The sequence below is a fragment of the Paenibacillus sp. FSL H3-0333 genome, from assembly GCF_038002805.1.
GTDB classification, from domain to species: domain Bacteria; phylum Bacillota; class Bacilli; order Paenibacillales; family Paenibacillaceae; genus Paenibacillus_AQ; species Paenibacillus_AQ silagei.
Genome location: NZ_JBBODG010000001.1, coordinates 1,388,889 through 1,401,450, shown reverse-complemented (window position 1 = coordinate 1,401,450; position 12,562 = coordinate 1,388,889). Strand labels below are relative to the sequence as shown.

General features: G+C 51.5%; 10 protein-coding genes, 12 tRNA genes and 2 rRNA genes. 2 read left to right on the top strand and 22 right to left on the bottom strand.

All coding sequences use genetic code 11. From position 1 onward, the window contains the following. Window positions 1-2: 2 nt before the first annotated feature. From MHH78_RS06350 to MHH78_RS06315, 8 genes are all read right to left on the bottom strand, one after another. Entirely contained in the window at window positions 3-749 is a 747-nt protein-coding gene (locus MHH78_RS06350; protein ID WP_076081822.1) for a LysM peptidoglycan-binding domain-containing protein, read from the bottom strand. Between the two features lies 1 nt (window position 750). Continuing rightward, the gene (locus MHH78_RS06345; protein ID WP_341166901.1) at window positions 751-2,649 is read right to left on the bottom strand and encodes a hypothetical protein; all 1,899 of its coding nucleotides are present in this window, start codon (window positions 2,647-2,649) and stop codon (window positions 751-753) included. 276 nt (window positions 2,650-2,925) lie between these two features. Next, window positions 2,926-3,348 (bottom strand): phage tail assembly chaperone, encoded by a 423-nt coding sequence (locus MHH78_RS06340; RefSeq protein ID WP_036696211.1) that lies wholly within the window; start codon window positions 3,346-3,348, stop codon window positions 2,926-2,928. Between the two features lie 166 nt (window positions 3,349-3,514). After that, window positions 3,515-3,985 (bottom strand): phage tail tube protein, encoded by a 471-nt coding sequence (locus MHH78_RS06335; RefSeq protein ID WP_341138823.1) that lies wholly within the window; start codon window positions 3,983-3,985, stop codon window positions 3,515-3,517. A 1-nt stretch (window position 3,986) separates the two neighbouring features. Next, complete coding sequence (locus MHH78_RS06330; protein WP_341166900.1) at window positions 3,987-5,309, bottom strand: phage tail sheath family protein; 1,323 nt, start codon at window positions 5,307-5,309, stop codon at window positions 3,987-3,989. Beyond that, window positions 5,309-5,515 (bottom strand): hypothetical protein, encoded by a 207-nt coding sequence (locus MHH78_RS06325; protein WP_076081826.1) that lies wholly within the window; start codon window positions 5,513-5,515, stop codon window positions 5,309-5,311. Before MHH78_RS06325 ends, MHH78_RS06330 begins: the two co-directional genes overlap by 1 nt. Beyond that, window positions 5,512-6,057, bottom strand: a complete 546-nt coding sequence (locus MHH78_RS06320) for a phage tail terminator family protein (RefSeq protein ID WP_341166899.1) — start codon at window positions 6,055-6,057, stop codon at window positions 5,512-5,514. The genes MHH78_RS06325 and MHH78_RS06320 overlap by 4 nt, the downstream gene beginning before the upstream one ends. Window positions 6,058-6,402: 345 nt before the next feature. Continuing rightward, a complete protein-coding gene (locus MHH78_RS06315) occupies window positions 6,403-6,891 on the bottom strand; it encodes an ArpU family phage packaging/lysis transcriptional regulator (RefSeq protein WP_445322085.1) in 489 nt (162 codons plus the stop codon). A 298-nt stretch (window positions 6,892-7,189) separates the two neighbouring features. Between MHH78_RS06315 and MHH78_RS06310 the strand changes: the two genes are divergently transcribed. Both MHH78_RS06310 and MHH78_RS06305 read left to right on the top strand, forming a co-directional pair. Beyond that, window positions 7,190-7,630 carry a helix-turn-helix domain-containing protein gene (locus tag MHH78_RS06310; RefSeq protein ID WP_341166898.1) on the top strand — a complete coding sequence of 147 codons (441 nt, stop codon included), beginning with the start codon at window positions 7,190-7,192 and terminating at the stop codon, window positions 7,628-7,630. 45 nt (window positions 7,631-7,675) lie between these two features. Further along, window positions 7,676-8,089 (top strand): ImmA/IrrE family metallo-endopeptidase, encoded by a 414-nt coding sequence (locus tag MHH78_RS06305; RefSeq protein ID WP_341166897.1) that lies wholly within the window; start codon window positions 7,676-7,678, stop codon window positions 8,087-8,089. A 79-nt stretch (window positions 8,090-8,168) separates the two neighbouring features. Here MHH78_RS06305 and MHH78_RS06300 read toward each other — a convergent pair. The 14 genes from MHH78_RS06300 to MHH78_RS06235 form a co-directional block, all read right to left on the bottom strand. Further along, window positions 8,169-8,242 (bottom strand) — tRNA-Pro (locus MHH78_RS06300). A 17-nt stretch (window positions 8,243-8,259) separates the two neighbouring features. Continuing rightward, window positions 8,260-8,333: transfer RNA gene (locus MHH78_RS06295), tRNA-Gly, on the bottom strand. A 12-nt stretch (window positions 8,334-8,345) separates the two neighbouring features. Continuing rightward, window positions 8,346-8,419: transfer RNA gene (locus tag MHH78_RS06290), tRNA-Pro, on the bottom strand. A 33-nt stretch (window positions 8,420-8,452) separates the two neighbouring features. Further along, window positions 8,453-8,529 (bottom strand) — tRNA-Arg (locus MHH78_RS06285). Between the two features lie 8 nt (window positions 8,530-8,537). Then, a tRNA-Gly gene (locus tag MHH78_RS06280) sits at window positions 8,538-8,612 on the bottom strand. 7 nt (window positions 8,613-8,619) lie between these two features. Continuing rightward, window positions 8,620-8,703: transfer RNA gene (locus MHH78_RS06275), tRNA-Leu, on the bottom strand. 15 nt (window positions 8,704-8,718) lie between these two features. Then, window positions 8,719-8,791: transfer RNA gene (locus MHH78_RS06270), tRNA-Lys, on the bottom strand. Window positions 8,792-8,796: 5 nt separating this feature from the next. Continuing rightward, window positions 8,797-8,870 (bottom strand) — tRNA-Gln (locus MHH78_RS06265). Window positions 8,871-8,923: 53 nt separating this feature from the next. Then, window positions 8,924-8,999, bottom strand: a tRNA-Val gene (locus tag MHH78_RS06260). 140 nt (window positions 9,000-9,139) lie between these two features. Beyond that, window positions 9,140-9,214, bottom strand: a tRNA-Glu gene (locus tag MHH78_RS06255). Window positions 9,215-9,226: 12 nt separating this feature from the next. Continuing rightward, window positions 9,227-9,302: transfer RNA gene (locus tag MHH78_RS06250), tRNA-Thr, on the bottom strand. A gap of 1 nt (window position 9,303) precedes the next feature. Next, window positions 9,304-9,379: transfer RNA gene (locus tag MHH78_RS06245), tRNA-Asn, on the bottom strand. Between the two features lie 9 nt (window positions 9,380-9,388). Further along, window positions 9,389-9,505, bottom strand: a 5S ribosomal RNA gene (gene rrf / locus MHH78_RS06240). Window positions 9,506-9,582: 77 nt separating this feature from the next. Next, window positions 9,583-12,508, bottom strand: a 23S ribosomal RNA gene (locus tag MHH78_RS06235). Between the last annotated feature and the right edge of the window lie 54 nt (window positions 12,509-12,562).

Below are 12,562 nucleotides of genomic sequence, written 5' to 3'. Positions count from 1 at the left end.
TCCTAAGACAGCTTGATCACTCGGCCAATTTTGAGCTTCTTCAGTTCGCTGTCCGAGATATTGTTCAGCTTTTGCAGCGTTTTGGATTTACTGCCGTCACCGAGCAGCTTTTGGGCCACCGACCAGAGCGTATCCCCGGCTTTGAGCGTATAGGTAGCGGGCGCTGCCTTCTCGCTTGCCCGTTTCTGCTGCTTCTTCACTTCACCGGTGCTGCCTACCTTCACAGCTAACGCCTGATAGAACACATACTTTTTGAGTCCAAGTGTATAATCGATATCCCCCGAGGACCCCGCACTGAGCTTCCAGGAGAAGTTCTCAATACTGACCGCCATATTAATGCCAATATCCCCGGTAAAAGTCTGTTGCGCCTGCGCCCTGGCCTGCCTCAGCCAATCTGGGGTCTGCGTATTCTGCACATTCGCCGATTTCAGCCCTGAAAAAACAAACCGGACCGGCCTGCGGCTGAGCATCCATTTGCGAATCAGCTCTACATACTCGTAGGGCTTCAACAGCTTACCGGCATTCTCTCCGGAGTACACCACAAACGGATAATACTGTGCCGGGAACATACTCTCAATCGTAATCTCCGTCAGCTTCGGATATGCAATCGCGTTGATTTCACCAAAATCCACAATCGTATAGCTTTTGCCATCGCTGTTCTCCTTGATCTCCAGCGTCTCAGGGTTCACCGGAAGCCGGATCACCTCTTCATAATTATTGAAGCTCAGATAGAATCCATACTCCTCCATGTTACGTGTACACCCCCTGCGCCGTAGAGACGAACTCCTCTTTCAGCTTTTGCCCAATCTTCGTGATGATGGAGTCAATATCGCCCGAATTATTAATATTCCCTGTTGTTACCTGCACCGTTGGCGTTAGCTCAACAAAATTCTGAATCGACTGAATCTCCGCCAGCTCCCGCAGCATATCCAGATCATCACTGGAGATATCGACCTTTTCATTGATCTTGCCTACCTCGCCCACCTTGTTGACGTTGTTCAGGCTGCCGTTTTGGTTGGCGAAAGCATTAGTAGAACCTCCCGGGATATTCTTAAGAGACTTAGGGTTAGTTAACTCCTTGGCTTTATCCGCCATTTGTTGTCCCTTATCCATGAAATTGTTCATGGCATTCTTTCCTATTTCATTCCCCTTGCCATATGCCGCTTTTGTATCCTTATAATCTGTTAGCTTGGATATTTCCAAAACTACCTTGTCTGCTGGTTTATATGCTTCAAGGCCTTGACGATATTTCCCAATAATATCACTGGCACCATGAGGGGTCTCCGGTTCCTCTACATCTAGTTTGACCTTACTGATCCCTAATGTGTCGAAGAATGGAATGTTGCTCAGCATATCAACCAGTGAGTTGAACTTGTCGAGCACCCACTGAATAGCCTTAGCCATTACCTTCATGAATCCTCCGGCGAATCCTTCTGCGCCTACAGCAATACTATACATAACATCCAGCGCACCAGCGGCAAGACCATAAAAGAATCCCTGTACTTTATTGACAGCTGAATTAAATATATAAACTAACACATCGCCAGCCAAAGTGAAAAAATTCTGGATACCAATGGCTATATTCTGCACAACTGCAGCCAGGTAGTAGAACGATCCCACAATAAATCCAATCACCTCGCCCGCCGAGACGCCAAGATGCTGCAGAATCATCAATAAGACTGCTATCACCGCAATGACGATTAAGATTGGCCAGTTAGCAGCCAGCCAGGCTGCAGCGAGCATATAGACCTGAACAATCATAGCTGCCAGGAAAACAATCGCTATCGCCTCAAGAATAGGCTTGATGAAAGACCAGTTATCCTGAACCACTTGAGCCAGCCATAACAATCCATTAACCACCATTGAGATCACATTCGCTATGACAAGAAACCCGTTAGCCATCGCATCAATCAGCGGTGCAAGCTGTCCTGAAGTTAACGCGTTGTTAATCATATCCATTACCGGCCGCAGAGCGCCCATTGCCTTAGCACCAATCTGTCCGAGCGCATTGTCAATATTCTCGTTCATCACGTTCCATTTCTCAATATCCCCCGGCTGTGCTGCTTCCTTCACGGCCTTCTCCCCGAACGACTTAATCGTGTTAAAAGGCGTTACCACATCAGCCGTTTTGAGGAATTTCATGATCTTGGAATCGCCGCCCGGTGCAGGCGGGACTGGTGGAGGTGGAGGTGGCGGCAACGGCGGCGGTACCGGGTCCTTCTTCAAGTTGATTTTCGGTTTCGGAAGAACCTCAGGTTTCACCACTGGCGGTTTAACATCCTCTTTTTTCACCTCAGGTTTCTTCTCTTCCTCTTCCTTTTTTTCTTTTTCCTTGAGGCCCTCCCACCACTTCACCTCTTTGGGCTCGGGCTTTTTTTTCTCAGGCTCCTCTACAGCAGGCGCGGCGGTAAGCATCCTGACCCCCAACTGCTGGGATTGCGCAGCCCTTTGGCTTTGCTGCATCACCACTGTTCTGGACACATCCACTTTGACAGGCAGCCGTTTGAAGCCTTCCAGCAGCGTGTCATTAATCTGTTGCAAGGATTGAATGATCCGATCCTCTGAACGGATGATTTGTTCACTGGAACGTTTCACCGCCGCCTGAAAACCTTTTACCGACCGGTTAACCATGTCGAGATTATTATTCATCCGCAGGCTTTGTTTGTGGACGGCTTTCCAGATCGTAACCGACCTGCGCGAGATAATGACTGCTTTGGAGCTATCGATTTCCATTCATTCACCCCCTTCATCTCTTTTTCCCCTTGCTCCGTGCGCGCTCCCGCTTCTCCTTGTCCACGCGTACGGAGATCATGGCATAGATCGCCGCGCGTTCGCGGACGGAGAGCTTCATCAGCTCATGCGGGAGAATATGCAGCTCATGGAGGGCGTAGTAGGCCAGATTCGCCTCACCATCGCCCTCGTTGATTAGTTTTTTACGTCATCCACCAGTTCGTTCATATCTGTGGCGAAGCCGTTCAGGGCCTGTACCCGCTCCCCAAGCGCAGCGAATTCTCCAGGCAGCAGCATTTTGCGCAGCAGCGATTCGGCGCCCATCACCCCGTAGGAACGCTGAAGCTCCGTATTTTTCAGATCCGGATGCACAATGCTTGCCGTCATCAGCTTCGCCATATATTCATTGGGATCGATGTCCGTAGTGTAGGTGCCGTTCTTTCCCTTGACCTTACGGGTAGCCGCCTTACGGCATTCCTGGTTCTCTTCCTCATTCATACTGCGCAGCTTCCAGACGGCAGGGTTACCTTCCTTGTCCTTGAACCGCAGCGAGACCGCGAATTCCTCTGTTGTATCACAAGCCGCATTTTGCGCAAAAAATAAACTCAATTCACTCATGTCGTTCCTCCCGGATTCTTATTGTGTTACGGAAGCGAAGAGGCCCTTCGCAGAATACCGCCGCACAGCGGCTATGGCTCCAATGATTATCCGGATACCTTGCGGGGCCTCCCGAACCTATTCATTCATTTACTCTGTTACAACCTGCGAATAGCCCACTTAAGCTTTATTGACCGCCATTAACCGGAGCCGCGAAGGGCTGAACCAATTCCACATCCTCGAAGGTAAAAGCAACCTCTTCCTCCAGCGCATCCGACTCCGTATCCAGCGAAGCCATAATGACACTGTCCAGATTGACATCCTTCAGCATGATGCGCTGGGCGCCCACGGTTGAGGACGGATCTTCATTGGTCACGATAATGCTGAAGTATTGGTCAATCCCGGTCTTCATGTACTCCAGCATCATCTGGCGGAAACGACTCGTCATGTAGAAAATCGTCATCGTACCGCTGCCCGACCAGCCGGTGGCCTTATGCTGCACCCCGCGGCGTCCAAGCGTCTTCACTTCCGCCTTCTGCTTCTCTACAGTGGCTTCCAGGGTTTTGACATAGAACATCTCTTCCGTCTGTCCGTTAATCGTGGCATACGCCCGGCCCTCCTGGCCGGACAGCGTATCGCTGGCTCTCAAGAATGTCATCTTAGACCACCTTCACTTTCATATATACTTTTTCTACGGAATCTACCGGCTTTACAGCTACCTCCAGCACTACACTGTCACTGTCCGCTCCAGGAGTCACTACAATGTCGCTCTGTGCATTGAAATTCTCAATCGCCCCGAGGTTCTGCAGATCATTCATATAAGTGACGCACTGCGACCAGAAGAGCGCGCGCCCGTCCTCATTATTCGGCAATTTGCCAATGAAGTAGCTCTCAAAAATCCGCTTCAAATCTCCAGCGATTCCATCCAGCACGCGCAGCACGCGGTTCTTGGAGAAGGCCTTGCCTTTGTCCGTGGAGAAGGAGGTGAACGTGTTGATATCCTGCTCTACTACAGCCCGGCCTCCGCTATAGGTGAAGAGCAGTTCTCCGTCTGTGAGCGCTTCTACAGTCTCGGAATGGCTGAAACGCACATCCGCATCTACAGCATCGTCATAGGCCTGATAAGTGAGGGATTCGTTCACAGCAGCAGCGGCAGTAGCACCGGCAACCCAAGCCACGGCATGAGCTTTATCCACTACCGTCCCATCACTCAAAATGACGCCGTTCGCCACACTGATGATGCCTTCCTGGTCAGCCGTAGCGTAATCGGACAAGACCGCCTGCACCTTCTTGCCTTCTGTATTACGCAGACGCTTCACATAGGCGCTATACAGCGACTTCAGCGTGTTATCCTGCGATACCAGACCTACCGTCTGGAAATCCTGAACCTCCAGCGCAGACAAGAACGCACTATGCTCCGCATTCGTGACCGTTCCATTCGCACCGCCCGAGAGCGGCAACCCGGCTGTCACCGTCAGCGCACCGGATTCACTAGGCTTAAATTCTACATAAGCATTCGCAGCCAGGCTGGAAGCAGCACTTACCGTCTGCTTGTCCACCTCGGCACCCTCAAGCAGCGTCCGAACATCGAACTGAGTAGTGTCATCGATATTTTTCTCGATTACTACCTTAAGCGCATTCCCGCGTTCCCCGCCATACAGCGCAGTCGCCTGAACTCCGTTATTGGTCACAGCAGCCTTCACACCCTGATTCAGACGGTATAGCAGCAGTGTGCCTGCCCGCTTCAGCACCTCTCTCACCGGCAACAGCTCTGCAGCCGTCAGATCGTAGCCCAGCTTGTGCTGGAAATCATCCTGAGCCGTAAGCTTCAGAATGACGCCCGCAGGCCCCCAAGGCAGTGCAAGCGCCAAAGCAGCCGTACCGCGTTCCCCCATTTTACCTGCCACAATGCCGTTCGAGGCCACATTTACGTATACCCCCGGACGCACCTTGTTTTGTGTTGTCCATGTTCCTCCAGCCATTAGATAACCTCCTTATTTAAATAAAGCTCCATTAAGTGCTTAGCCTCTTCCAAGGTGTAGCTCCCGTCCTCTTGCAGAACTACCTCCAGTACATCCTTTTCCCGCGGTGTAAACAGAGCGGACTTCCTGATCTGCTTTTTCCCAAAAACATCCGATCCCTGGCTGCCGCGTTCCCGCTCACTTACCTTCATTTCCTTAGAACTCATTTCAGCCGCGCCCCTTCTGTGAAGTGTCCCATCAGCTCTTCCTCTTCCTCCGGCTGCTTCTGCTTCTGGAGATAGAGCATATAGTCCACGGTGAACAGCGCTCCCCGTTCCTCTGCTCCGGCCACCCAGGACTGGCGCACCACCCGATAAGCGGGATTCACACTTTCTCTTGCGTCCAGCGCCTCACAGAGCCCGTCAGCTATAGCCTCTGCATCCAGCAGACTGCCTTGCTCATAGCGGATACCGAAGCGGTAGACCGCCATGTATCTTCCTTCGCGCTGCCTGTCGTAGGTTGCCGAGAGCAGCTCCAGCCTGAAGTAGGCTGACTGCGGCTTATCCCCTTCCACATAGACAGGAATATCCGGGAAAAACTGCCCCAGCGCAGCAGTGATATTCCCTCGTAGATGTTGTACCGTCATGACTTCATTCCTCTCATGATTAGATGTGGTAATCCCTCCTGCCTTTCTTGAAGTCACCTGCGGATTCGATTCAGGAAGAATAGGACCCGTCTTGTATCCGGCAATGACCGAAGGAGCTTTCACCGCACTTGTCTGCCGGCCTGTCGTAGGCTTCGATGATCTGGAGCATTCATGCTCCTGCGGTGTCCTTCTGCTTCATTTGCCATGTTATAATCATAGACCCCCTGAGACCTTGCGCAGGCGCTTTTACAGAGGAGTTAACGATAACTTCCGGTGGAAAAAGGGATGGTTCACGGCGGTCCCCGCTCTTAGCCCGCCTCTCCTGCACGTCCTGCTTCAATGGAAGGGTTCAATTTACGGCGAGACCGCCAGAACATATAAGCTCATGCAAAAAGACCGTATCACCCCGGCGGGCAATACGGCCATCTCAATTACATATGGAGTCTGCATTTTGTGTCCAAAGTAGTTCTACCCCTTCGGCAGGTTCCCTCCAGCCGGGGTTTTCGTGAGCGCAGCCAGAGACAGCAGCTGCAGATCGGCGAGCGCCAGCGCCATCTTATAGAACGCCTTGGATCTTATTTTCACATAAGTATCCTTGCTCACCGGGGGATCGAACACATGGTTATAGATAGTGTAGTCGTAGCTCTCCTCTCTGCGCATGTATCTCTCCCGCACCAGTTGTTGTTCTCTCTGGGTAAGCCGCTCTACAACCGAATCAATCACAGCACAGTACGCCCGTCTTGCAGCAGGCACATCTACATTATGCGTGGCAATCGCTGCTGTCTGATCAGTAACCGTATGGGTTGCGCCATGGAACCGTTCCGTGTAGGAGTACGTAATCCCGGCCTCTTTAGCCTCAAACGTTACAGATTTGAAAATCCGGTACTTCTCCAGCATATTCTCTATAGTGACCTGAGTCCGGCGGCGGTCAAGCTCGGGCAGCGAAGATAGAATCATCATTTATACCACTCCTTAGATGTTATACAGATTTAAGAACTTTGTTGCGGACCTTTCCGGTCAAATGTGTTAAAATTCTACTTGTTCGTATAGTGTTCGCCTTTTTTCATAATATACCACTTATCTACCAATTCAGTAAAACCTCATTTTCGCCCGTTTTGCAGCATAAACAAGCTAAATACATGCCCATTCTTACCTTTTGGCAATAATAGACTCTTTATTGTTTACCTATTGGCATAAATAGCTTATAGTAGTAGCAACAGCTTTTTAGGTGATTAGGGATAAGGAGTGGTTATCGATGGCAGAGGAATTCGGATACTATCTGAGACAGCTTCGGGAAGGAAAGGGATTGACCATTAATCAGCTGGCAGCGCTTGCCGGTATCAGTGGAGCCCAAATCTCACGAATCGAGAATGGATTACGGGGTGTCCCCAAGCCGGCTACCCTGCGTAAGATTGCTGAAGCGACCGATGTGTCGTACGAGGAGCTGATGGGCCATGCCGGTTATTTAACCGAGACTGAGATCAGTACAGAGGGCACTGTGCCTGCCTGGGCCACCAGCAAGGATAAGCGGGACTTCCGCCAAATGCTGGAGGATGATGGTGAGCTGATGTTTGACGGAATTCCCCTGAACAAGGAGGATAAGCAGCGGATCAAGGACGTATTAACCGGCCTGTTCTGGGAGGCGAAGCAGATGAACAAGCGGACCAAGCCCAAGCACGATCCAGGCAAGGAGTAAGTACCAGGCAATCCAACTACTATTAACATGCTGCGGGTGAAGAATATGGATGAGCTAATCAAGCGTTTGGTCAAAAAATACAATACCAGCAGCCCCTTCGAGCTGGCTGAAGCACTGGGGATTCACATCCGGTTCATGCATCTGGGTGACGGCACCAAGGGCCTCTACTATCGGAAGCTAAGAAGAAGGTTCATCGTCATTCACAACCAGCTGCCGCTGGAGTGGCAACGATTCGTATGCGCCCATGAACTCGCGCATGACCGTCTCCACAAAGGGGTCAACCGTTTTTTTCTGGAGGAGAATTCTTATTTCTCGCCAGGCAAGCTGGAGCGGCAGGCTAACCTGTTCGCGGTCAAGCTGCTATCGGTCGGCACTACCATTGAGCAGGATGAATCCCTACAGAGCTATTATGCAAGGATCGGCATCCCGGCTGAGGTTGTCTTTTTTTTAGACGATTAAAGGAACATACGTTCCTTTAATAACGCAACAAAAAACTCTTACCGCAGTAAGAGTTCATTGTCAGCCATAAGCTGTTCGATCGGGATGACACGATTTGAACATGCGACCCCCTGGTCCCAAACCAGGTGCTCTACCAAGCTGAGCTACATCCCGAAACTATGAGATTATTATGGAGCGGGTGATGGGAATCGAACCCACGCTATCAGCTTGGAAGGCTGAAGTTCTACCATTGAACTACACCCGCAAAGGTGAAATATCGGGATGACACGATTTGAACATGCGACCCCCTGGTCCCAAACCAGGTGCTCTACCAAGCTGAGCTACATCCCGTTAATACAAAGAGTTGAATCAATGAAGTATAAATGGCGCGCCCTGAGAGATTCGAACTCCCGACCTTTTGATTCGTAGTCAAACGCTCTATCCAGCTGAGCTAAGGGCGCAAAAAATTTGGAGCGGACGACGGGAATCGAACCCGCGACCCTCGCCTTGGCAAGGCGATGCTCTACCGCTGAGCCACGTCCGCAAATAAGTGGTGCGCGTGAAGGGACTTGAACCCCCACGTCTTACGACGCCAGATCCTAAGTCTGGTGCGTCTGCCATTCCGCCACACGCGCATGAATCAATAAAAGTGAGCCATGAAGGACTCGAACCTTCGACACCCTGATTAAAAGTCAGGTGCTCTACCAACTGAGCTAATGGCTCATATTTGGCAGGGGATATAGGATTCGAACCTATGATGACGGAGTCAGAGTCCGTTGCCTTACCACTTGGCGAATCCCCTACAATAGATACCTATATAATGCCCACAATCTCCCTCAAATATCAAGAACATTATGGTGGAGGCTGAGGGGTTCGAACCCCCGACCCTCTGCTTGTAAGGCAGATGCTCTCCCAGCTGAGCTAAGCCTCCATATGTATGGTGACTAATAAGGGTACTAGTTAAAAATGGTGACCCGTATGGGATACTCTTCACTCCATTACGAGATTGCGAAGTATTCCTTACGATGCCTATGCTTCAACGAACCCAGGGAATTCTCATCCCATAAAAAATGGTGACCCGTATGGGATTCGAACCCATGTTACCTCCGTGAAAGGGAGGTGTCTTAACCCCTTGACCAACGGGCCTTAAAAAATTTGTGGAGCTCTCAACCGGATTCGAACCGGTGACCTCTTCCTTACCATGGAAGCACTCTACCTGCTGAGCTATGAGAGCATGGCTCCCCGAACAGGACTCGAACCTGTGACAACTCGATTAACAGTCGAGTGCTCTACCAACTGAGCTATCAGGGAATATTGTCCGCTTGGCAACGTCCTACTCTCCCAGGACCCTTCGGTCCAAGTACCATCGGCGCTGGAGGGCTTAACGGTCGTGTTCGGGATGGGTACGTGTGGAACCCCTCCGCTATCGCCACCAAACGGGCATTTACAGCGTAAATGCTTCAGGAATTTGATTCCTGAAAACTGAATCCGAAACGAATCTGCGTGTTAAAAGTTTGGATAAGCCCTCGACCGATTAGTATTGGTCAGCTCCATGCATTGCTGCACTTCCACCTCCAACCTATCTACCTCGTCGTCTTCAAGGGGTCTTACATGTTGGGAAATCTCATCTTGAGGGGGGCTTCACGCTTAGATGCTTTCAGCGCTTATCCCGTCCGTACGTAGCTACTCAGCCATGCTCCTGGCGGAACAACTGATGCACCAGCGGTACGTCCATCCCGGTCCTCTCGTACTAAGGACAGCTCCTCTCAAATTTCCTGCGCCCACGACAGATAGGGACCGAACTGTCTCACGACGTTCTGAACCCAGCTCGCGTACCGCTTTAATGGGCGAACAGCCCAACCCTTGGGACCTACTTCAGCCCCAGGATGCGATGAGCCGACATCGAGGTGCCAAACCTCCCCGTCGATGTGGACTCTTGGGGGAGATAAGCCTGTTATCCCCAGGGTAGCTTTTATCCGTTGAGCGATGGCCCTTCCATGCGGTACCACCGGATCACTAAGTCCGACTTTCGTCCCTGCTCGACTTGTAGGTCTCGCAGTCAAGCTCCCTTATGCCTTTGCACTCTGCGAATGATTTCCAACCATTCTGAGGGAACCTTTGAACGCCTCCGTTACTCTTTAGGAGGCGACCGCCCCAGTCAAACTGCCCGCCTGACACGGTCCCCGTACCCGATGAGGGCACTAGGTTAGAACCTAGATACGATCAGGGTGGTATCCCAACGGCGCCTCCGCAGAAGCTTGCGCTCCTGCCTCCACGGCTCCCACCTATCCTGTACAGATCGTACCCAAATTCAATATCAAGCTGCAGTAAAGCTCCATGGGGTCTTTCCGTCTTGTCGCGGGTAACCTGCATCTTCACAGGTATTAAAATTTCACCGGATCTCTCGTTGAGACAGCGCCCAAGTCGTTACGCCATTCGTGCGGGTCAGAATTTACCTGACAAGGAATTTCGCTACCTTAGGACCGTTATAGTTACGGCCGCCGTTTACTGGGGCTTCGGTTCACAGCTTCGGATTGCTCCTAACCGCTCCCCTTAACCTTCCAGCACCGGGCAGGCGTCAGCCCGTATACTTCGCCTTACGGCTTCGCACAGACCTGTGTTTTTGCTAAACAGTCGCTTGGGCCTTTTCACTGCGGCCCCCTCGGGCTATTCACCCTACCGAGGCACCCCTTCTCCCGAAGTTACGGGGTCATTTTGCCGAGTTCCTTAACGAGAGTTCTTCCGCGCGCCTTAGAATTCTCTTCTCGCCTACCTGTGTCGGTTTGCGGTACGGGCACCTTCTCCTGACTAGAGGCTTTTCTTGGCAGTGTGAGATCATGACCTTCGCTACTATAATTTTCGCTCCCCATCACAGCCCAGCCTTACGATGTGCGGATTTGCCTACACACCAGCCTCACTGCTTAGACGGACATCCATCAGTCCGCGTCACTACCCTCCTGCGTCACCCCATCGCTCATAGCGGATTACGGTGGTACAGTAATTTCAAACTGTTGTCCTTCGACTACGCCTGTCGGCCTCGCCTTAGGTCCCGACTTACCCTGAGCGGACGAGCCTTCCTCAGGAAACCTTGGGCTTTCGGCGGATCAGATTCTCACTGATCTTTTCGTTACTCATACCGGCATTCTCACTTGTATACTCTCCAGCGCTCCTTACGGTACACCTTCAACGTATATACAACGCTCCCCTACCCCAGATGCAAAGCATCTAGCCATAGCTTCGGTGGTGTGTTTAGCCCCGTTACATTTTCGGCGCAGAGTCACTCGACCAGTGAGCTATTACGCACTCTTTCAATGGTGGCTGCTTCTAAGCCAACATCCTGGTTGTCTGTGCAACTCCACATCCTTTCCCACTTAACACACACTTGGGGACCTTAGCTGATGGTCTGGGCTGTTTCCCTTTTGACAATGGATCTTAGCACTCACTGTCTGACTCCCGGCAAGAAGTAAATGGCATTCGGAGTTTGACTGAGCTTGGTAACCCTTGCGGGCCCCGCACCCAATCAGTGCTCTACCTCCACCACTCCATTCACCGAGGCTAGCCCTAAAGCTATTTCGGGGAGAACCAGCTATCTCCGAGTTCGATTGGAATTTCTCCGCTACCCCCACCTCATCCCCGCATTTTTCAACATGCGTGGGTTCGGGCCTCCAGTGCGTGTTACCGCACCTTCACCCTGGACAGGGGTAGATCACACGGTTTCGGGTCTACGTCCACATACTCAGTCGCCCTATTCAGACTCGCTTTCGCTGCGGCTCCGGCTTCTCACCTTAACCTTGCATGTTAAACGTAACTCGCCGGTTCATTCTACAAAAGGCACGCCATCACCCATAGAAAGGGCTCTGACTTTTTGTAAGCACACGGTTTCAGGTTCTATTTCACTCCCCTTCCGGGGTGCTTTTCACCTTTCCCTCACGGTACTGTTTCACTATCGGTCGCCAGGTAGTATTTAGCCTTAGCAGATGGTCCTGCTGGATTCATACGGGGTTTCACGTGCCCCGCACTACTCGGGATCCGTCTCGGAGAGAACACAGTTTGGGCTACAGGGCTTTTACCTCTATCGCGGGCCTTTCCAGACCTCTTCGCCTACCATATTCCTTTGTAACTCCATGTGAGACGTCCCACAACCCCAAGAGGCAAGCCCCTTGGTTTAGGCTGTTCCGCGTTCGCTCGCCGCTACTGACGGAATCACTATTGTTTTCTCTTCCTCAGGGTACTTAGATGTTTCAGTTCCCCTGGTCTGCCTCTGCGTATCCTATGTATTCAGATACGAGTAACTGCGAATTACCACAGCTGGGTTTCCCCATTCGGACACCCCCGGATCAAAGCTTGCTTACAGCTCCCCGAGGCAGTTTCGTTGTTCGCCACGTCCTTCGTCGGCTCCTGGCGCCTAGGCATCCTCCGTGTGCTCTTAGTAGCTTAACCAATGTGTTTTCCCTAAGGAAAATCGCTAGTATCGCCATTAATATGAAACTTGTT